Here is a 20955-nt window from a genome sequence, read left to right as displayed (position 1 = left end):
GTATAGGGGTTAAAAATAAACACCAAATAAACTACAAGTGAACTATTATTAATGAAAAATGAATCAATATGAACGATTCGATAAATCTGTTTATAAAATAAGCTTAATAGGCTACACTAGAATGAAAGAGGAGGCCTGTTATGACGATAAAAAAACGTTTTATGTATTCTTATATAAGTGCCATTATGATTACGATGGCATCTCTTTTTCTCATTATCTCATTAGTTTTTTATGTTGCTTTAGGTAAAGTACCAAATATTACAACGATTTATAAAATGATTACCACACAACGGTCATTGACAATGGATGAAAAGAATAGTTATTTAGGATTAGACCATTTAATACAAGAAAATCCTGATCAACTAATGCTTCCTTTAGCTGATAACGTGACACAATTAATCAAAACAATAGAAGAAAAAAATCTTTATGTTGTGATTCGAAAAGGAGATGATTTTTCCTATTATTCAGATGGTTTAGTTGAAAAGTCTCTAAAGGTTCATGCTCCCGATTATGAAATAAATAATTTTGAGCCAGTAGGAACACTAGATAATGCTGGACGGATGTACCACTATATTAAATCGGATTTTTTGTATAAGGATGGCAAATACGGCAGCATGATTATTTTAAAGAGAGAAAGCAATTTGTTAGAGTTCTTCACCAAATGGGGGATATGGTTAATCCTGTTCATTATCCTTTTAGCCGTATTGATAGCTTCTTTAATTATTCATCGTTTGAAAAAAACAATTATTCAACCTATTGAACACTTAGAAGAAGCCACTTATTTTGTGAAAGAATCGGATAATTTATCTGAAACAATCGAACAATTTCCAGAAAAAAATATTGTGCGAGAAGTTGAACGTTTGCAAGTAAGCTTTAAAAATATGTGGATTGAATTAGAAAAAGCAGAGAAGCTTAGTAAGCAGTATGAAGATAATCGTAAAGAACTCATCGCTAATATCTCACATGATTTAAAAACACCGATTACTTCTATTATGGGGTATGTTGAGGGAATGCTTGATGGTGTAGCGAACACAGAAGAGAAAAAACAACGATACTTACAAACGATTTATAAAAAATCTCAAAGTTTGAATGAGTTAATCGAAGAATTATTTTTATATTCAAAATTTGATATGGATGCCGTTCTTTTCCATTATGAACAGATTAATTTGACAAGCTTTATACAAGAATTTATGGAAGATTATTTGGTTGAAGAAGAGGTTGAATGGACATTAAATTTACCTGAAGAAGCCATTTATTATGAGATAGATACTATTCAATTTCACCGAGCATTGACTAATATTATTCAAAATAGCTTGAAATTTTTAGATTGGACAAAAGAAATACCTAAGATAAGTTTATCTTTAATTAACACAGAACAATCTATCATTATCGAGGTAATAGATAATGGAATAGGCATGACAAAAGAACAAGCGAATAAAGCTTTTCACCGATTTTACAGAGGAGATGAGTCAAGAACCCCTTCTACAAAAGGATCAGGATTAGGTTTAAGTATTGTAGAATATATTATTAAGCAACATGGAGGAGACGTCTCTGTAACCAGTGAAGAAAAAGAATGGACTAAGATGCAAATTATTCTACCAAAGAAAAAAGGAGCAGATAACAATGAGTCATGTATTAATTATTGAAGATGATGAGAGTATCGCAAGTTTACAAAAAGATTATCTTGAAATTAACGAGTTTGACGTTCATGTAGAACATGATGGAAAAAAAGGACTGGATGAGGCGATAAATGGCGAATATGATTTGGTTATTCTAGATATTATGTTACCAAATATGGATGGATTTGAAATATGTAAGCAAATACGTTTAAAGAAACAAATTCCTATCATAATGGTTTCTGCAAAAACAGAAGACATTGATAAAATAAGAGGCTTAGGATTAGGTGCAGATGATTACATGATTAAACCATTTAGTCCAAATGAGTTAGTTGCCCGTGTAAAAGCTCATTTATCTCGTTTTACTATGTTGACTAACCAATCCTCTACAGAAAAAAATGTGATAAAAATTGATAATGTTGCGATTGACTCATCTGCTAGAAAAGTTTTTATTAATAATGAAGAAGTAATTTTTACCACGAAAGAATTTTCATTATTACTTTTTCTAGTGACACACCCAAATACTGTTTGGAGTAAAGAGAAATTGTTTGAAATGATTTGGGAACAAGATGTTTTTTATAGTGACGTATCCACAATCACTGTACACATTAAGCGAATTAGAGAAAAACTAAAGCAACAGGGTGTTCAAAATTTTCCAATTGAAACAGTTTGGGGAAGTGGTTATCGATTTAATTCATAATATAAATCATCCTATTTTAAAATGAATAGGTCAAAAAATGGTTATAAAAATCCAAAAATTGACCTACTTTAAAAAATGAAACAAGATAATATAAAAAGAGAATAACCATTTTAGGGGATGACACAGCATGGAAATTAAAGAATTGATTTCTTATTACACAACAGAAGTAAATAAAATGAAACAAGAAAAAGAAAAGGGCTATGTTGATGATTTTGAATCAGAATGGACAACTTCTCTTTATCAAGAATTTGTTGAAAAATTAAAAGAATTAGATGAGTATAATCAAAAGTAGAATGGTTATGAATAGAAATAGAAAAAGCATCTATGAAATCAGGAATGATTATCTGATTTTATAGATGCTTTTTGGTGTTTGAATAAACTGATTATTTTTCATGAACGTTTTCTAATGAGTTCATTTCTTTAATTTCTAAATTTGTTGGATTTGTTCCAGGAGAACCTGCCATTGCACTTGAACTTAGCCCACTGTTAACAAGATTTTTCCCCCATTTTTTCTCTAAGTTAACTCCTTGAGCTCTTAACTGATCATTTTTCATACGGATTTTCTCTGACTTCAATAACTTTTTCTCTGACATAAAAATCCCTCCAATGCTTTTTTTAATTATACTATATATTTTTATAGAAAGTCGAATGAAATAGTGAGAAGGTTAGATTAACGAAAAAACAAGCAGCCAAATTTTAGGCTACTTGTTATCTCTATTTCTTTTTATTCTTCATGTAACTGTCACGCAATTTAGCAAGTTGCTCTTTTTTGTCGATTTTATGTGGTGTTTGTTTTTCATGATATTTAGAAACAGCTGTTTTTCCTTTTTGATCTAATTGGTATTTTCCCATAGTATCACCTCTTTTAATTGATTTGTCTTCGCTTTTATAATATACCTTAATATAGGGGTAAAACCAATGAAAAGATAGGAGAGAGTATATGGAACAGGTAGATAAGCAATTATTAAAAGAATTTCAGACATCTTGGGCTAAACATAAATATTGGATCATGTCTCGTTCACAACAAGCGTATAATGATATCCGTTTACTAGCTAAAGGCAATCAATGGACGCAAGAAAAACATACCCAATATAAAAATACGTTATCAGAGTTAGCCACTTATCAACCAACAGATAAAACATTGACTGTTGCATATCAACATATTTGGGGTTATTTTAAAAAGGTTGCGACCATTGATGAAAAAAAACAATACAAAGATTTAATTGAAACCACACCTTTAAACAGTAAAGAATTAGAAATTTTTTTAAAAGAGTTAAGTCAAAAGTACCACCAGACTTATTTATTAAATATGAAGTGGGATTTAGCACCTAAATAGGCAATCATAAAAAACGAATTATTGGACAGATTTTTTTTATAAGTGCTATCATAAACGTATAATAAAAGTAAGGAGTGATATGATGACAGACTATCAACTACCAAATGTATGGCAATGGGAAGATGAAAATTCCAATAGAGGTGGAAATCGACCAACAGCAGGCAGCAGATTTGAGAAAAAATTACCAGTAGGAAATGCGCCATTTCAAGTGTATTCTTTAGGGACGCCAAATGGTGTAAAAGTTACCATTTTATTAGAAGAGTTAAAAGAATTAGGTGTGAAAGGTGCATATTATGACTTATATAAAATTGATATAGGTGAAGGAGATCAGTTTGGATCGGATTTTGTTTCCATTAATCCCAACTCTAAAATTCCAGCAATGGTTGATCAAAGTCAAACTCCTCAAGTAGACGTGTTTGAATCTGGTTCTATTTTAGTGTATTTAGCTGAAAAATTTGGAAAATTTTTGCCAACAGATATACATGGAAAAACTGAAACACTTAATTGGTTATTTTGGCAAGTAGGTTCAGGACCTTTTGTTGGTGGTGGGTTCGGACATTTCTTCCACTACGCTCCTGAAAAATTAAAATATCCAATTGATCGCTACACAATGGAAACAAAAAGACAGCTAGATTTGTTGGATAAAGTATTAGCTGATAGAAATTATATTGCAGGAGAGGAATATACTATTGCAGATATTGCTATCTGGTCTTGGTATGGTCAACTTGTATTGGGTAATCTTTACAAAGGTTCTGCAGAATTTTTAGATGTTTCTAACTATTCTAACTTAATCGAATGGACAAACCGAATTGCTGATAGACCGGCAGTAAAACGTGGATTGTCAGTGAAATATCAATCAATTGATTAAATAAAAAATCATCTAACTTATCATAAAGGTTAGATGATTTTTTTTGATTTATTTTGTTGAAAACTTAAATTTTGCAAACACAGCTGTCATACTACCTAATAAAAGTAACATCAAGCCAGGTAAAACAGTGTTTGATTGACTAGTTTGAGGTAATTTTTTGTTATCTGCATATTTTTCACTAGTATCACCTGTTTTTTTAACGTTATTAACAAACTCTTTTTCATTTTGTTTTACAGCATTTGTTTTGTTATCTGTCGTATTTTTAGACTCAGTTGTGTCATTTTGATTTTGGCTATTGTTTGTCGTATTTTCAGGTTGTTCCACTACAGCGTTATTTGTATCATTGTTTTCGCCATCTTCACTAGGTTGTGGTACGTTAGTAAAAATAACTCTAATGAATGCACTGTAAGTACCGTTAGGAGTTTCGAAGAACGGTGCACCATCACTTATTTCTCCACCAAGATATGGAGTCGGTCCAACTTGTCCTGGATAATTTTCTTGACCAACATTCATGTTTCCTTTTGTTGGTTTGAATACTAGTTTATCTCCCTCGTCATAAATTCTATAGTATAATTCTGAATCATATTTATTATCTAGCACAGTATGGAAAAGTCTGACAAATCCAATAAGATTAGGATCAGATGGATCATGTTGATAATTAATAGTTTTTAATTCACCGGGCTTTAAACCTTGAAACTCTGCAGGTTTTGCTACAGAAAACTCATAGTCTCCACCTAGATGCTCATAATCATTAAAAGCTTCACCAATCAATGTCACTTTACCTAAATTAGGTTTGACATCGTCCACTTGTTCTTTAGCAACTTCTTCAGTTTTAACCTCATCAGTTGTTTCCTCTGCCAACGTGTAAACTGATGTTCCGCCAACTAACAATAAAGCTGAAAATAACCCAACGTAAACTTTCTTTTTCAATTAAAATACCTCCAATATTATGTTATAATACATTAACATAATAACACAAAAAAAAGGAAAAAGTAAATTAAAATGAAAAAAAGAGAAGAAATAAGAAGAAATAAACAGAAACTAAACAGAAGAAGAACGATATTATTTTTTTTATCATTTACTATTATATTAGTGTCTCTAGTTTTAGTTTTTAATGAACCATTAACCTCTTTTATTTTAAAGTGGGATGACAAACCAAGTATTAGTGAAACGGATAAAGATAAGATAAAAAAACATTCTAAAGAATTGGATAATCATGATTTTGATTTTTCGAAATCTAATAAAGCAGATATTACGGCAGCATTAAAGTCGACTTTTAAAGATGATAAAGTGCCAGTATTGGGTGGTATAACGATTCCTGATTTAAATATCAATCTACCTATATTAAGAGGAGTTTCTGATTATGCTATTTTAATGGGTGCTGGTACGATGAAAAAAGACCAAGAGATGGGAAAAGGAAATTACGCTTTGACTAGTCATCATATGTTAAATCAAGAAGTTCTATTTGGACCAATCATTCTTGCTAAAGAAGACATGTCGATTTATTTAACGGACTTAGAAAATGTATATGAGTATAAAGTGAAAGAAACGAAATACATTCAAGCAACAGATGTTCATGTGATTGAAGATCATGACAGTCAATCAGAGTTAACACTTATTACATGTGATGAAACAGGAGAAGGGCGTTTTATGGTTAATGCATCTTTTTTAAAGAAACTACCTGTTGAAAAAACTGAAAAAAGAATTATGGAGTCATTTTATCAAAAACAAAATGTATATGAGTAAACGAAATATATGATTATCGTGGTACAATGAACCAAATAGGTGGTGGATAAAATGGAGAAGGAAAATAGAAAGCAGAAAGTATTATTATTTGTTTTAGGTATTCTATGCTTGCTAGTCGTTTTGGGATATCAACAAACTAAAATACAAGAAATTAGGTCAAGTAAACAGATAGAGTCATTAGCAATTGAGGATAGTGATGTGATGGTAAGTCTTAATTTACCGTTTTATCGAAGCATCAATTCTATTAGTACTAATCAAAGTGTACAAGAGCCGACTACTATAGAAATTCGTTTAGAAGATAGAATTGATTGGTCTATGGCAAATAATAAAACAATAGAAACTAATTTGTATCGTTATTCAGAAAATATAAAAAAAGTAAATATTATCAATAGTAAAGGTGAGATTATTTATACAAAAGATATTGATTAGAATAAGGAGAGATAAAATGAAACGTGAAAGAAAAGTGAATAATAAGAAAAGCAGGAATGGAATGGTTGAAATTGTATTGGATTTATTGACATCAGTCTTAATATTTTGGAAATAACTTTTCATATTAGATTGATTGAAAATTGACATTTTAAAAAAGATACGTTATCTTTATTAAAATTAAATGAGAAAAGGTTCGGTTGTTCCACCGATCCACTTAGCAACGACTTATGTTTAAAAAACGTTGTCAAATTTCCGAGAATTTGGTTATGGAAGAGGAGAAAATCCAACTCGTTTTAATTTAGAAGAGCTAGTCGGTTAATTAGAAGGAGTCCGCTATGGATTTGCCTTTTCATCTGGTATGGCAACAACAACTGTTTTTAATTTGTTTAAAACAGGGGATAAAGTATTGTTAAATTGTGATTTATATGGTGGAACTTATCGATATGCTGATAAATTATTTACTAGACAGGGAATTGATTTTGAATTGGTAGATGATGTGAATCAATTAACAGCAGCAGATTTATCTGACAATGTTAAAGCGATTTTTATTGAAACCCCATCTAATCCACTACTAAGAGTAATAGATATTCAGCGTTTGAGTGATTTAGCTCATGAAAATGACTGTTTGGTTGTCATAGATAATACATTTATGACACCTTATCTTCAAAGGCCATTTGAATTAGGAGCTGATATTGTGGTGTATTCAGCAACAAAATATTTAAGTGGGCATTCAGATATTATAGCAGGATTAGTTACAGTAGAAAATGATGAGTTGGCAGCAGAAATCAAAGTACTTCAAAGTACATTAGGTAACATATTAAGTCCAAATGATTCTTATCATTTAATTCAAGGCATCAAAACACTTACTGTAAGGATGGATAAACAAGAGGAAAATACGAAACAGATTATCCAGTTTTTGGAAAATCATCCAAGAGTAGCTAATGTGTATTATCCTGGATCTTCTTCAGCTGTTGAAGCAGAAATTCAAAACAGACAAGCATCAGGAATTGGGGCAGTCTTTTCAATTGAACTTGTGCCAGAAGCAAGCCCAGAAAAATTTGTGGATGGACTAGAAATTATTAATTTAGCCGTTAGTTTAGGTGGTGTAGAAAGTTTAGTATGTCATCCAGCAAGTATGACTCATGACTACTATAGTCCTGAATTAAGAGAAAAAATTGGAATATCAGAAGCGTTACTACGCTGTGCCATTGGAATTGAAAATGCCAATGATTTAATAAATGATTTAGAACAAGCACTTGAAAAATCAATATAAAACAAAATAAACCACCCTAGACAAGAGTTTTTATTCTTATTTGGGGTGGTTTTGCTAGTTTTACTGAATTCGTTGAAAAAAATGTGTTTGCCATTCTTGCGTTTTTTTTGCTGTGTTATTTAAATTTACTTCCCAATCAGGATAGACCCTGATTCCCATTTTTCCTTTTTTAGAAGCTGTTTGTAAAATAGTTTTCTGCAATAGAATCTCTTTAGGAAAAGTAAATAACCCTTTTTTGTTATCATCTATAACCCAAATTAAAGTGTTATCAGGAGCTTTTGAAAAAGAATAAGGTTGATTGTTATTTGAGGTATCTTTTTCCCAGAAAGAGACGAAATATCCTAGTTTAGAAGGTGTTTTTTTCGCCAAACGACTTCTATAAGATATAGAACAATGATAGAAAAACATCCCCTCATAGTCAGCATTTTGTCTCTCATAAGATAAAGAATAGGGTGAAAAATAGTGATTAATATAGGCTAAAGATATCAAAAATATTATCCTTTCTCAGTACTTATTTTTGGTGATGCAAATAATCTATTATTAATCCAACGATAGAAAAGGCAATAAAAATGAGCGGAATAATGATTAATGGTGTTTTAAGTAAGAGTGTTTTATCAAGAAGACCGTTCATTACCCCTTGATCCAATAATAGATAATTAATATAGCTGAGTAATTGTAAAATAAATAGCATAATTAGTCCAGTAGCTAGACTGATTAGATAATATTTCTTCATATTTTATCCTCCTTTTTTTACATAATACCTTATAGGAAATAACTAGTCTAATAAAAGAAAAAAACAGAACAAAAATTTGTTCTGTTTCAGTATAATTATTTGTTTAAATTCCAGGAGCTTCGTTAAGAGTTGCTTGTAGCATCCATACTTTTTTCTCTAGGTCTGTCTTAAATGAAATAAAGATATCTTGAGTTCCTAGGTCGCCTTCTTTTTCACTCACTTCAATTCCTTTTTCATAAACACCGATTAGATATTTATAACCAGCGACTAAGTTTTTAAGTCGTTCAGGAATTGGTTTAGTATAGCTTCCTTTTTCATCTTTAATACCAGTGTTGTCAATAAATTCTTGTAAGGTAGAGTAAGGCTCACCACCTAAAGTGATTAAGCGTTCAGAAATAACGTCTAGTTGATCGTTTATTTCATCCATATACTCGTCCATTAATGGGTGTAATGATAAAAATTCAGGTCCTCTCATATACCAATGCGTTTGATGAATAACCACCGAAAACTGACTTAAATCTGCTACTAATTGATTCAATGTACGTTTAGTTTCTTCTAATTTCATATATATCACCCTCCTGTCTATATGATACAACTAAAGAAGAAAAATTACCAAAAATTTGAATACCCTTTATTGTTCTATCAAAAAATTGATAAAATCATGGTAAGTCTTATATTTTATCGCTTCTTCTAATGTATTTTTATCAGAGAAAAATCAATAATTGACAATTATCTCGTCATGTAAGATAATTTGAGTAACTTAATATGAGGGAATGAATGTCTCCCACAGTTCGTTATAGATACTGAAACCGCAAAAAATGCTAATGACTTCTACATATCTTATTTAGGTGTGTAGGAGTCATTTTTTTTAGGAGGAAAAAATGAGAGAGTCAATCAAAAAACAAATAATTTTAACGATTAGTAGTATTATTATTGGGGTAATGGTTGGTGGATTGGACACTTTTTTTGGTAAAATATTGATTTGGTTATCCACTATGAGAGTGGAATATTTTTATCAGCTTATACCATTTTTAGCTGTTGCTGGTATGATTTTTATGCATGTATTTATGAAGTATGGCAAAGAAAGTTATAAAGGTATGTCTCTTGTTTTTGAAGCAGGGCATGAAACAAGGCAGGAGATTCCATTGAGGTTGATTCCTTTTGTTATGATTGGAACATGGATGACGCATCTATTTGGTGGAAGTGCCGGTAGAGAAGGTGTCGCTGTTCAACTTGGTGCAACAGTGTCAAGTTGGTTTGGGCGACTCATAAAACAAGAGGAGTTAAAAAGTCATTTTATCATTATAGGGATTGCAGCAGGTTTTGCAGGATTATTTGAAACCCCTATTGCGGCAACTTTTTTTGCGTTGGAAGTTTTAGTAGTAGGAATATTACGTCATGATGTACTATTTCCTACGTTGATTGGGGCTTTTGTAGCTAGTCAGACATCAAAACAATTAGGACTGGAAAAATTTCAGGTTCTATTAACGACAAAATTAGACATTGATTTATCGTTGTTTATTACTTTAGTTTTATTAGGAGTATTATTTGGGTTAACTGGTCGACTATTTGTCGGACTTTTAGAGCATACTAAAGGGTATTTGAGCAAATTAATTAAAAATCCTGTTACTAAAATTGGGATAGGTGGGGCAGTTTTAAGTGTATTATTGATGCTATTGGGACAAGGTAGATATTCAGGTTTAGGAACAAATCTTATCGAGATGTCATTTACTAGCCAACCGGTTCATTATTATGATTGGTTGTTAAAATTGTTATTAACTGTGTTAACCTTATCAGTCGGATTTCTAGGCGGGGAAGTCACACCATTATTTTCTATTGGAGCGACATTAGGTGTTGTCTTGGGGCACTTACTTGGGTTACCAATAGAACTGACTGCAGCTTTGGGATATGCGAGTGTTTTTGGTAGTGCAACGAACACCCTTTTTGCTCCTATTTTTATTGGAGGAGAAGTATTTGGTTTTAGTTATTTACCGTTCTTTATTATTGTCTGTGTGACATCATTTGTGTGTGGAAAAGGAAAAAGCATTTATCCTTTACAAAAACACAATTAAGAAAGTTATTAAAAAATGTGAGACAGATTTCTGCTTTTTAATGTATAATATTTATATAGTTGTTGATTAATTTATCATAGGAGACGTATCATGAATAAAAAATGGAAAAAAATATTATTAGTATGTGCTGTGTTGGTGAGTGTTACAGCTTGTGGGAAAAGTGGTAACTTTGATCAATCAATGCAAAAGACAAAAGAAGCGATTGTCGAGAAAAAGTTTGAACAAGCTGAAGGATTTGTAGAGATGGCTTTAGAGAGTAAACCAAAAGATGAAGAAGCAAAAAAATATCAAAGTCAGTTAAAACTTTACATTAATGCGTTGGATAAAAAAGAAAAGAAAGAATACGACGAAGCCAATGCTAGTTTAGATGCTGTCATAAAAATTGAACATGGCTCTGATAAATTAGTAGAGTATGCTAAAAAAGAAAAAACAGAAATATCTAAGATGAAAAAAGAAGCCGAAAAAGATGACAGTAAAAAAGAAGAAAAAACAACAGAGAGTTCTGATAAAAAAGAAGAGGCATCAAATGCTATATGGAATGATAGCAAAAAAGATAGTTTAAGAGAATTTATGTCACAGTTTAGTCGTAACATGGGACAAAATTATAAAGAATATAGCAAAACAAATAGTGTTGATTTATATGGTGTCAATGTTCCAGGAGATATCTTTAGTGGGCAATGGACTATGGCAATTAATAACCAACCAGTAAAAGTTGAATGGTCAGAAACAGGAGAAGGTAGCTCACCTTATCAATTAGTAGCTGTTTATTCAGATGCTGATACACAGCCTTATTTACAAAAACATGTGTATTTCTTTATTATTGAAAATGGTCAACCAAAAGTTTATGTGACACAACAAAATCAAGGAAATAATGAAAATTTCCTTCACTTTAGTGAAACGCAAAACCCAGATATTAAAGCAGGATTTAGTCAGATTGTTGGAGGAGAACAAATTTCCATTAATGCAGAGAAATCTTCTGATATAGCTAGTTTTGATGATGCTAAAAAATATCTTTTAAATAATAAAACATCTTGGAGTTACGCTACTCAAGATAAAAATGCATCCAATATTGAGGTAATTAGTGTCAATGAAAATAATAAAGAGCAGCATCAAGATGGGAATGGTAGTTATTATTCAGTAGTGATTCAAACAAATGATGATGATGGAAGCACTACTGGTGGAGGAAAACAGTTTAGAGTATATACAGATGGACGTATCTACCAACGAGCAGGAATGCATGATTTTAGTCAAGTATATCCTTAAAGAGAATTATGTTTTATTATAAAAGTATGATATAATGTATATAATATGAAAAATATTTATTAAGCGAAATTTGGAATATTTTAATGAAATTTATTCAAACTGGCGTAGCTATAGGGCTACAAGGATGCAATAGAGGTTCGGGATTGCGTCGTTTAAATGAGAAGTAAACCTAAATGTAGTAAATAGTCACTCACAACTTTAAAACTTAAATATTGATTAGTTAGATAGCCTGTTTTCCCACAAGGAAGACAGGCTATCGTTCATTATATAGAAGAGAGGTGTAAAAATGTATATTAAACAACTACATTATGATGGAGTAGAGGAAGGTTATTTTCCTTACAACTTACCCTTTATTAAAGATATCAATAATATCTTATTTACTAGACCAATGACACTGATTACTGGAGAAAATGGTGTTGGAAAATCAACTTTTCTTGAAGCGATTGTTGAATTATTAGGTTTGAATTTAGAAGGAGGGTCTAAAAATAATCAATTTCTGACTCGAGAAACACAATCTGACTTGGCAAAAGATTGTCGATTAATACGATATGCTTCTTATCCTAAAGATCACTATTTTTACCGCGCAGAATCATTCTATAATTTAACAACTGATTTAGATGACTTAGGTGTGTCAGATGATTTATTTGAGCGTCCTCTGCACTCTTTTTCTCGAGGTCAATCGATTAAAGCTCTTGTGCAAAAGCGATTTTTTGGTCATGGTATTTATCTGTTTGATGAGCCTGAGACAGGATTATCATTACAATCACAACTAGAGCTAATGGTAATGATGAATGATCTAGTGAAATTAGATTCACAATTTATTATCTGCACGCATTCTCCCATTCTATTAATGTTTCCAGAAGCAGATATTTTAGAAATAACTGAAGAGGGAATCAAAAACACAACATTAGAAGAATCAAACATAATAGAACAGTGGGATATGGTATTTAGTAGAAAAAATCATTTTTTTAATCAATTATTCGATTCTTAATCCCTTGTTTTTACCATCAGCGTACATCTTCCTACGCTGATCTTTTGTTGTGTTTGATTAGTAATCACAGCTTGCCAAACTTGTGTCATCTTTCCAATATGGTTTGGTGTTGCAGTGATAGTTAGACTATCTCCTTTAACAGCAGATTTCAGATGATTGACTTGTAAATCAAGTCCTACAGCAACTTGTTTTGTTGTATCAAGCGAGTCATTTGCACCAATACTTGTTGCTGTTTCAATTAAAACAGCATTTATCCCTCCATGCATCAGCCCAAAAGGTTGTAGGTGCTTATCATCTACCATCATTGTTAGCACCACTTTTTCTTTTGACGTTTGTTCTAATTTGATATCTAAATAATTAAGAGTATTCATTTATTATCAGTCCTTTAATTTGAGTAGATTGATTATAACATTGAGTAGTATTTTATAAAAGTTTCGTCCAAATAAGCATCCATCCTACTATTTCATAAAAGATTGTGTATAATTGGTGAGTAGAAAAATAAGGGGGAACTTTATAAAATGTACGATTGGAAAACAATTAAAGAATATGATGAGATTTTATTCACACAACATGGAAAAGTGGCAAAGATTAGTATTAATCGTCCCCATGTACATAATGCGTTTACACCTAAAACAGTGTTTGAATTAATAGATGCGTTTACAATTAGTCGTGATATGACTGATATTGGAGTGATTATTTTAACTGGTGAAGGAGATTTAGCCTTCTGTTCTGGTGGCGATCAAAAAGTTCGCGGTCATGGTGGTTATGTAGGAGAAGATCAAATTCCTCGTTTAAATGTTCTAGATTTACAACGCTTAATCCGTGTGATTCCTAAACCTGTTATTGCCATGGTTAAAGGTTGGTCAATTGGTGGAGGGAATGTCTTACAATTAGTGTGTGACTTAACCATTGCAGCAGATAATGCTATGTTTGGTCAAACTGGACCAAATGTTGGTAGTTTTGATGGTGGTTATGGTTCAGGTTATTTAGCGCGTGTGATTGGTCATAAAAAAGCAAAAGAAGTGTGGTTTATGACAAAACAGTACACAGCTGAAGAAGCATTAGATATGGGATGGATTAATACGATTGCACCATTAGATAAAGTAGAAGAAGTGACGATGGAGTGGGCAAAAGAGTTGTTAACTAAAAGTCCAATTGCTTTACGTATGATTAAAGCTGCGATGAATGCTGACACAGATGGATTAGCTGGTATTCAACAATTAGCAGGAGATGCGACACTGTTATATTACACAATGGATGAAGCAAAAGAAGGACGCGATTCATTTAAAGAAAAACGCGACCCTGACTTCGATCAATTTCCAAAATTCCCTTAAACGAGTGATTGAGATGTTACCATGGTTAAAAAAACAAGTAGAAACGAACCCTAAAAAAGTAGGGTTATATACTAACAGTCAATCTTGGACCATTCAAGAAATAGCTAATGAAGTGGATGAATGGGCAAAAAAAGTGATGGCGTTTTTACCAGAAAAAGAAAAACGTGTGGCTATTTTGAGTCAAAATTCAAGTGAGCTATATTTTTTGATTTTAGCATTATGGGCGTTGCATAAAGAAATAGTCTTTTTAAATACGCATTTAGTAGCGGATGAATTATCTTTTCAATTGAGTGATTCAGAGGTCAACACAGTATTTGTATCAGATAGTTTATTAGATAAATCATTGCGTCATTGCCAAGTTATCTCTTTTTCAGAGATAAAAAATCAAACTCAAAGTCAGAACATTCCAACTACTAAATTTTGTTTGGATAATACGGCTTCTATTATGTATACGTCAGGGACAACAGGAAAACCCAAAGGAGTTATCCAAACTTTTCGTAATCATCAAGCAAGTAGTTTGAGCACACAAAAAAATATGCAGATTACATCTGATGATGTTTGGGCATGTGCAGTACCTTTATTTCATATTAGCGGTTTATCTATTCTGATACGTCAACTAGTGTTAGGTTGCAGTATTTATATTTTCGAAAAATTTGATGCACGTCAATTGACCAATCAATTACAAATGGGAAATGTCACTGTTGCCTCTGTTGTGAATGTCATGTTAAAGCAACTGCTAGCTGATTACCCCAAACAAGGCTATTCTGATCAATTTAAATGCATGTTGGTAGGTGGGGGACCTGTATCAAAAGAGATGTTGCAAGAGTGTTTTACAAAAAGCATTCCTGTAATTCAATCATTTGGTATGACAGAAACATGCTCACAAGTGATTGCTTTAAGTTATCAGGATGCTTTAAATAAAATCGGCTCATCAGGTGTTCCATTAGAGGGGATTGCGCTCATAATTAGACAGGGTGAAAAAGATTGTCAGCCATTAGAAGTGGGTGAGATTTTATTATCTGGTGAAAATATCAGCACAAGGTATTTAAATCAACTAGCTAAATCTAGTTGGACAAAAGATGGCTATTTTAAAACAGGTGATTTAGGCTATTTAGATAAAGATGGGTATTTGTATGTTGTGAGTCGACTGAGTGAGTTAATTATTTCAGGTGGTGAGAACATTTATCCAGCTGAGATTGAACATTGTATCGGAAAAATACCTGGAGTAGTAGAAGTAGCTGTTGTTGGTGAGGAAGATGAGTATTGGGGAGAAGTTCCTGTTGCTTATCTTGTGACAGAAAATAAAATAGACTCATCATTTTTAGACAAAGTGTGTCAACAATCTTTAGCAAAATATAAATGTCCTAAAAAATATTATGTTATCGATGCCCTTCCACGAACAGCTAGTGGAAAAGTGGCCAAGAAATTATTATTAAACAAATAAAAGAAGCACTGTGTTTTTTTTAACATAGTCTGCTTCTTTTACTTGTATTAAAGGAGTTCACGTTATGTTTTTTTTATTACCAAATCAGTTACGTCAATTAGACATAAATACACCAACCTTAATTAGTTGGGTATTTGAATTGACAGATGTGTCACATGATTTAGTTGATTATTTTTATTTAGCAGAAGCATGTGAGACACGCTATTTTTGGCGGACACCAGATGCTTCTTTTTCATTAGTAGGGATTGAGGCATGTCAAACATATTTCTCTAAAACATATGAAGAGATGGCACTTTATCAGCAAACAATACAACAAAATATTGTTACTAATAAGTCAGAGTTTGGAACAGGGCCAGTGATATTAGGTGGATTTCCATTTGATGATTCTGTTAATAGTCAAAAAGTATGGAATCAATTAGGAAATGGGTATTTATTTTTACCCAAAATCATGCTAACAGAAACGCACCAGGGACAATTTCTAACAGTTAATGTAATGGCTGAGTCAATGAGTGATTTAGAGGATAAATGGCAAGAAATAACTCATTTATGGCAAGAAGTAGTGAATAAAAAAATAGCATCAACATCTAGTGATGCATCAGTTGAAATGACTGAAGTATCTGTTCCAGAATGGCTAACCACAGTTGAACAGGCCATTGATGAAATCAAGTCAGATAGTCCGATTAAAAAAATTGTTTTAGCAAGAGGATTAAAAATAGAATCAGAATCATCAATTTCTGTTAATGAGGTGTTAAAAAATAGTTTAGCTCAACAAGAAAATACTTATTTTTTTGCATTAGAATTAAATGACGTCGCTTTTGTTGGGGCAACACCGGAACGATTATTGTCATTATCTGAGGGAGTCGTGTCAACTGCTTGTGTGGCAGGTTCTATTCCTCGAGGAAAAACGACGGTAGAGGATGAAAAATTAGGTAAACAATTATTAGAGGATATGAAAAATCAGTCTGAACATAATATTGTGGTCGATGCGATTGAGAAAGAAATGAAAGCTATCACGACAACATTATCTGAAAAAGGTCAACCGTCACTATTGAAAAATCGAGATATTCAACATTTATTTTTTCCATTTAGTGGTCAAAAAAAAGCAGATGTTTCCTTTTTTCAATCAATAAAGACATTACATCCTACACCTGCTTTGGGTGGAGAACCAAAAGAATTGACGACAAAATGGATTAAAGAATATGAACCAGGGTGTCGAGGACTTTATGGAGCTCCAATTGGGTGGTACGCTATCTCGGGAGAAGAAGGAGAGGTTGCTGTAGGGATTCGCTCAACTCTTATCAGCCAGAATGAAGCTCTTTTGTATGCGGGATGTGGGATTGTCTCAGATTCTGTTCCAATTGAAGAACTAAACGAAACACGTGTAAAATTTCAACCAATGCTGCGAGCAATAGGAGGAGAAAAAAGTGTCACATCAAAGTAGTATGACCAATTATATTAATGCGCTAATTCAAGGTTTGATTGATGGGGGAGTGAGACAAGCGGTTATTAGTCCTGGCTCACGATCAACTCCTGTTTCTATTTTGTTGCATCAATGTCCAGAGGTGACAACGTATATTGATGTAGATGAACGCTCAGCTGGATTTTTTGCATTAGGTTTAAGTAAAGTCTATCAAGAACCTGTTGCTCTAGTTTGTACATCAGGAACAGCTGCAGCTAATTATTTACCTGCCATATCAGAAGCAAACCAATCAAATTTACCTTTAGTTGTGTTAACGGCCGATCGCCCACATGAGTTACGAGATAGTGGCGCTCCTCAAACAATGAATCAACTGAATTTGTATGGGGCACAAGTCAAACAGTTTGTCGAGCTTGCTTTGGCAGAGGACTCTAAAGAGATGTATCAATATGCTTACACGCAAGGAGTAAAGTCGACAACCTTATCACAGGTGTTGCCTATGGGACCAGTTCATCTTAATATACCATTACGTGAGCCACTTTTACCAGATAACCTTTTACCTCGACCAATTGTTAAACAGGTCAATACATTCATTGGTAAAACGGAATTATCATCTGAAATAACCAACTCGCTGTCAGACGAATGGTCAAATAAAAAAGGCGTCTTCGTTGTAGGGCCTTCATTTAACCAAGAAGCGATTAATTTATTAATAGATGTGTCAGAAAAATTAGGCTGGCCGATTTTAGCTGATCCATTGGCAAATATTCGCACGTTTGGACGAAAAAGTGAAACAATCTCTCCTTATTATGACACGTACTTACGTTACATGAAAAAAGAGATAACACCTGATGTGATTGTTCGTTTTGGAAAATCACCTGTTTCTAAGCCATTGAATCAATGGTTATCTAGTTTGACTGGTGCTTATTATTTGGTTGAGTCACAAACTGAATGGCTGGATTCATCTAAAATGATGACAACATTGATTGCGTCAGATGAGGTCTCTTTATTATCTCAGTTATTATCTAAAGAGTTACTTGCAACAGAGGATAACTGGTTAAAACTATTTAAAACATTAGACAAACTTGTTTTAGAAACTATGACGAAACAAGATGAGACGTTTTTAAGTGAAGTGATGATTACACAAGTTGTTTATCAAACAATGACAGAAAATGATCAACTATTTGTTTCAAATAGTATGCCGATTCGAGACTTGGATACCTATCTTCCAGTAATGGATACACGATTTTCGATTTATGGTAATCGTGGTGTGAATGGTATTGATGGGGTGACGTCAACCGCCCTAGGTTTAGCAGCAAGAAACAAAGAGATGAATACTCGTTTACTAATCGGAGACTTGGCTTGTTTTCATGATACAACTGGATTAGCGATGGCAAAAAAATATCAGTTACCTGTGACCATTATTTTAGTCAATAATGATGGTGGAGGTATTTTTTCAATGCTGTCACAAAAAGAATTACCTAAAGATTTGTTTGATGATTTATTTGCAACCTCAACAGGTGTGACATTTGAACATGTCGCCCATATGTATGACATTGAGTATGTTTCAATACACTCTGTTAGTCAGTTACATGAGGTATTAAGTAAAAAATCAACTAAGCCGAGATTTATTGAAGTTTTTACTAATAGGGAAGAAAACGCGGATATGAGACGTCAATTTCAGGAACAAGTAAAAAAAGCGATTGAGCGTGATTTTTTATGCTAATGGACGTCAAAGGTGTGACGTATTCCATCCATTATTTAACAGAGTTTACTCCGTCACGTCCCACGCTTGTTTGCCTTCATGGGTTTACTGGAACATCAGCTACATTTGATTGTTTAAACGAAGCTAGATTATCGCATAATCTTATCGCGATTGATTTGATAGGTCATGGTGATACGAGTGTGTTTGTTCATCCTTATCGATACACAACGGCCTCCCAACTGTCTGATTTGGATTGGATAATCTCTGCGTTAAATTTAGAGAAAATTGATTTATTAGGTTATTCAATGGGGGGACGGTTAGCGTTATCTTATGCGGTAAAACATCCCACAAAAATTAATCAACTAATATTAGAAAGTTCTTCTCCAGGTTTATCTGGATATGACGAGAGAAAAAAAAGACGTATGTCAGATAACCGACTAGCGTGTTTACTAACCGATAAAGGGATTCATCATTTTGTCGATTTTTGGGAAAATATACCATTATTTGCGACTCAAAAAAAACTATCAACATCGACTCAAGAAACAATAAGAAACGAACGATTGTCTCAAAATCCATATGGACTAGCGATGAGTTTACGCTATTTTGGGACAGGAATTCAACCACCATTATGGGATAAGTTGTCTTTATTAAATGGTGTACCTGTTGCCTTATTAGTGGGAGAGTATGATAAAAAATTTGTCTCATTGGCTAATCAAATGGTTGAAAAAATAAGTAGGGGTCATGTGATAACTTTTTCAAAAAGTGGTCACTGTATTCATCTTGAAAAGCCAAATGAATTTGCTGAAACGATAAGAGATATTTTAATAAGTGAGGGACCATAATGAACATCACAAAAATTGAAAGCTATCGCATAAAATTACCATTACTTTCTCCATTTAAGACAAGCTATGGTTATTTAACACATAAAGCTATGGACATTTTAGTTGTGACAGATGAATTGGGTAATCAAGGGTTTGGTGAGCTTGTGGCATTTGAACAACCTGATTATACAGAAGAAACGCTAGAAACAGCTCGGCTTGTGCTAGTACATCATTTACTTCCTTTAGTAATAAACAAAAACATACATCATCCAAATGACGTAATCCCTTTATTCTCAGTTGTGCGTGGAAATTGGATGGCAAAATCAGCCATTGAAACAACTATTTGGGATATGTATGCAAAACGACAGAAAATGAGTTTCGCAAAATTATTTCATAGTCAGTCTACGGATATAGAGGTTGGAGTGAGCATTGGTATTCAAAAATCTATTTTTGATTTATTAGCTGTCGTATCAGGGTATGTTGATGCAGGATATCGACGCATTAAATTAAAAATAGCCCCCAATCAAGATATTTCATTTGTTAAAGCTGTTAGAGAAGCTTTTCCTAATATTTTATTAATGGTTGATGCGAATTCAGCATACACATTAAATGATGTATCTATTTTTAAAGAATTAGATTGTTATGAGTTATCAATGATTGAGCAGCCGTTTGGTTATTCGGATTTTTTAGAACATGCGATATTACAAAAACAAATTAAGACACCAATTTGTTTAGATGAAAACATTCGTAGTGTGGAAGATGTCATATTGGCTCATCATTTGGGAAGTTTAGGAGCAGTTAATTTAAAAATTTCGCGAGTAGGTGGTATTTTTCAAGCACAAAAAATAGTTGATTACTGTAATGAACGAGGATTAATGCTGTGGTGTGGCGGTATGTTTGAATCAGGCGTAGGGAGAGCGTTAAATATCGCGTTTGCATCACAACAAGGATTTAATTTTCCAGGAGATATTTCCGCATCAAATCGTTATTTTGAAGAAGATATTATTAATGAGTCTTTTGTGCTAGATAATGGGCGAATTTCAGTTCCTAACAAAGATGGGTTAGGAGTCAGTTTAAATGAAGAGATGCTGAGTAAATATGGGACACATCATATACTTTATCAGGTTTAAATTTTTTATAGATATTATTGTTCAGATTAAAATTCCTCCGTTATACTAACAATAGAATGAAAATTTAGTATATTGGAGGA

The 20955-nt window shown here is 32.7% G+C and carries 23 protein-coding genes, 1 pseudogene and 1 riboswitch; of the genes and pseudogenes, 17 read left to right on the top strand and 7 right to left on the bottom strand.

The genetic code is table 11. The features are described 5' to 3' along the window. Positions 1 to 140: 140 nt before the first annotated feature. The 3 genes from CBF36_RS02975 (at position 141) to CBF36_RS12250 (ending at position 2608) form a co-directional block, all read left to right on the top strand. Positions 141 to 1646, top strand: a complete 1506-nt coding sequence (locus CBF36_RS02975) for a sensor histidine kinase (RefSeq protein WP_125956485.1) — start codon at positions 141 to 143, stop codon at positions 1644 to 1646. After that, complete coding sequence (locus CBF36_RS02970) at positions 1624 to 2316, top strand: response regulator transcription factor (RefSeq protein WP_125956483.1); 693 nt, start codon at positions 1624 to 1626, stop codon at positions 2314 to 2316. Before CBF36_RS02975 ends, CBF36_RS02970 begins: the two co-directional genes overlap by 23 nt. A gap of 127 nt (positions 2317 to 2443) precedes the next feature. Next, positions 2444 to 2608: a hypothetical protein gene (locus tag CBF36_RS12250; protein WP_165865361.1), complete on the top strand. Its 165-nt coding sequence runs from the start codon at positions 2444 to 2446 to the stop codon at positions 2606 to 2608. Positions 2609 to 2699: 91 nt separating this feature from the next. Here the strand turns inward: CBF36_RS12250 and CBF36_RS02965 are convergent, their stop codons facing one another. Both CBF36_RS02965 and CBF36_RS12245 read right to left on the bottom strand, forming a co-directional pair. Then, entirely contained in the window at positions 2700 to 2909 is a 210-nt protein-coding gene (locus tag CBF36_RS02965; RefSeq protein ID WP_125956482.1) for a hypothetical protein, read from the bottom strand. Positions 2910 to 3030: 121 nt separating this feature from the next. Continuing rightward, on the bottom strand, positions 3031 to 3168 hold the full coding sequence (locus CBF36_RS12245; protein ID WP_165865360.1) for a hypothetical protein: 138 nt from the start codon (positions 3166 to 3168) through the stop codon (positions 3031 to 3033). Between the two features lie 88 nt (positions 3169 to 3256). Between CBF36_RS12245 and CBF36_RS02960 the strand changes: the two genes are divergently transcribed. Both CBF36_RS02960 and yghU read left to right on the top strand, forming a co-directional pair. Further along, entirely contained in the window at positions 3257 to 3652 is a 396-nt protein-coding gene (locus CBF36_RS02960; protein ID WP_125956480.1) for a DUF1722 domain-containing protein, read from the top strand. A gap of 82 nt (positions 3653 to 3734) precedes the next feature. Beyond that, positions 3735 to 4520 carry a glutathione-dependent disulfide-bond oxidoreductase gene (yghU, locus tag CBF36_RS02955; protein ID WP_125956478.1) on the top strand — a complete coding sequence of 262 codons (786 nt, stop codon included), beginning with the start codon at positions 3735 to 3737 and terminating at the stop codon, positions 4518 to 4520. Between the two features lie 48 nt (positions 4521 to 4568). Here the strand turns inward: yghU and CBF36_RS02950 are convergent, their stop codons facing one another. Further along, positions 4569 to 5450, bottom strand: a complete 882-nt coding sequence (locus CBF36_RS02950; protein ID WP_125956477.1) for an LPXTG cell wall anchor domain-containing protein — start codon at positions 5448 to 5450, stop codon at positions 4569 to 4571. A 72-nt stretch (positions 5451 to 5522) separates the two neighbouring features. Here CBF36_RS02950 and CBF36_RS02945 point away from each other — a divergent pair, with 72 nt between their 5' ends. The 3 genes and pseudogenes from CBF36_RS02945 to CBF36_RS02935 form a co-directional block, all read left to right on the top strand. Next, the gene (locus tag CBF36_RS02945; protein ID WP_125956475.1) at positions 5523 to 6266 is read left to right on the top strand and encodes a class A sortase; all 744 of its coding nucleotides are present in this window, start codon (positions 5523 to 5525) and stop codon (positions 6264 to 6266) included. Between the two features lie 51 nt (positions 6267 to 6317). Beyond that, complete coding sequence (locus tag CBF36_RS02940; RefSeq protein ID WP_125956473.1) at positions 6318 to 6695, top strand: hypothetical protein; 378 nt, start codon at positions 6318 to 6320, stop codon at positions 6693 to 6695. Between the two features lie 331 nt (positions 6696 to 7026). After that, positions 7027 to 7968: pseudogene (locus CBF36_RS02935) on the top strand (trans-sulfuration enzyme family protein); the annotation flags it as partial. A gap of 60 nt (positions 7969 to 8028) precedes the next feature. Here the strand turns inward: CBF36_RS02935 and CBF36_RS02930 are convergent. From CBF36_RS02930 to CBF36_RS02920, 3 genes are all read right to left on the bottom strand, one after another. Beyond that, positions 8029 to 8457, bottom strand: a complete 429-nt coding sequence (locus tag CBF36_RS02930; protein ID WP_125956471.1) for a MepB family protein — start codon at positions 8455 to 8457, stop codon at positions 8029 to 8031. A 22-nt stretch (positions 8458 to 8479) separates the two neighbouring features. Then, positions 8480 to 8701, bottom strand: coding sequence for a hypothetical protein (locus tag CBF36_RS02925; RefSeq protein ID WP_125956469.1), 222 nt, complete (start codon positions 8699 to 8701; stop codon positions 8480 to 8482). 103 nt (positions 8702 to 8804) lie between these two features. Beyond that, positions 8805 to 9266 carry a Dps family protein gene (locus CBF36_RS02920; RefSeq protein WP_125956467.1) on the bottom strand — a complete coding sequence of 154 codons (462 nt, stop codon included), beginning with the start codon at positions 9264 to 9266 and terminating at the stop codon, positions 8805 to 8807. A 195-nt stretch (positions 9267 to 9461) separates the two neighbouring features. Continuing rightward, positions 9462 to 9542, top strand: a riboswitch (Fluoride riboswitch). Positions 9543 to 9582: 40 nt separating this feature from the next. Here CBF36_RS02920 and CBF36_RS02915 point away from each other — a divergent pair. The 3 genes from CBF36_RS02915 to CBF36_RS02905 all read left to right on the top strand — a co-directional run bounded on the left by CBF36_RS02915 (position 9583) and on the right by CBF36_RS02905 (position 13027). Continuing rightward, a complete protein-coding gene (locus tag CBF36_RS02915; protein ID WP_125956465.1) occupies positions 9583 to 10773 on the top strand; it encodes a chloride channel protein in 1191 nt (396 codons plus the stop codon). A 90-nt stretch (positions 10774 to 10863) separates the two neighbouring features. Then, positions 10864 to 12036, top strand: coding sequence for a DUF4767 domain-containing protein (locus CBF36_RS02910; protein ID WP_125956463.1), 1173 nt, complete (start codon positions 10864 to 10866; stop codon positions 12034 to 12036). 286 nt (positions 12037 to 12322) lie between these two features. Next, on the top strand, positions 12323 to 13027 hold the full coding sequence (locus CBF36_RS02905; protein ID WP_125956461.1) for an AAA family ATPase: 705 nt from the start codon (positions 12323 to 12325) through the stop codon (positions 13025 to 13027). On the opposite strand, the gene CBF36_RS02900 is transcribed toward CBF36_RS02905, so the two are convergent. Further along, positions 13024 to 13398, bottom strand: coding sequence for a PaaI family thioesterase (locus CBF36_RS02900; RefSeq protein ID WP_125956460.1), 375 nt, complete (start codon positions 13396 to 13398; stop codon positions 13024 to 13026). The genes CBF36_RS02905 and CBF36_RS02900 overlap by 4 nt on opposite strands. Positions 13399 to 13545: 147 nt before the next feature. On the opposite strand from CBF36_RS02900, the gene menB reads away from it, so the two are divergent. From menB to menC, 6 genes are all read left to right on the top strand, one after another. Then, the gene (gene menB, locus CBF36_RS02895; RefSeq protein ID WP_125956458.1) at positions 13546 to 14361 is read left to right on the top strand and encodes a 1,4-dihydroxy-2-naphthoyl-CoA synthase; all 816 of its coding nucleotides are present in this window, start codon (positions 13546 to 13548) and stop codon (positions 14359 to 14361) included. Between the two features lie 13 nt (positions 14362 to 14374). Then, on the top strand, positions 14375 to 15805 hold the full coding sequence (locus tag CBF36_RS02890) for an o-succinylbenzoate--CoA ligase (RefSeq protein ID WP_165865359.1): 1431 nt from the start codon (positions 14375 to 14377) through the stop codon (positions 15803 to 15805). A gap of 64 nt (positions 15806 to 15869) precedes the next feature. After that, the gene (locus tag CBF36_RS02885) at positions 15870 to 17246 is read left to right on the top strand and encodes an isochorismate synthase (RefSeq protein ID WP_125956454.1); all 1377 of its coding nucleotides are present in this window, start codon (positions 15870 to 15872) and stop codon (positions 17244 to 17246) included. Further along, positions 17230 to 18945 carry a 2-succinyl-5-enolpyruvyl-6-hydroxy-3-cyclohexene-1-carboxylic-acid synthase gene (gene menD, locus CBF36_RS02880; protein WP_125956452.1) on the top strand — a complete coding sequence of 572 codons (1716 nt, stop codon included), beginning with the start codon at positions 17230 to 17232 and terminating at the stop codon, positions 18943 to 18945. Before CBF36_RS02885 ends, menD begins: the two co-directional genes overlap by 17 nt. Next, positions 18939 to 19766, top strand: coding sequence for a 2-succinyl-6-hydroxy-2,4-cyclohexadiene-1-carboxylate synthase (gene menH / locus CBF36_RS02875; RefSeq protein WP_125956450.1), 828 nt, complete (start codon positions 18939 to 18941; stop codon positions 19764 to 19766). The genes menD and menH overlap by 7 nt, the downstream gene beginning before the upstream one ends. Further along, entirely contained in the window at positions 19766 to 20875 is a 1110-nt protein-coding gene (gene menC / locus CBF36_RS02870) for an o-succinylbenzoate synthase (RefSeq protein ID WP_125956449.1), read from the top strand. The genes menH and menC overlap by 1 nt, the downstream gene beginning before the upstream one ends. Positions 20876 to 20955: the final 80 nt, after the last annotated feature.

It is taken from the genome of Vagococcus bubulae, from assembly GCF_003950315.1.
Taxonomy (GTDB): domain Bacteria; phylum Bacillota; class Bacilli; order Lactobacillales; family Vagococcaceae; genus Vagococcus; species Vagococcus bubulae.
Note: the sequence above shows the minus strand (reverse complement) of the source record. Positions and strands in the feature narration are given on the sequence as shown.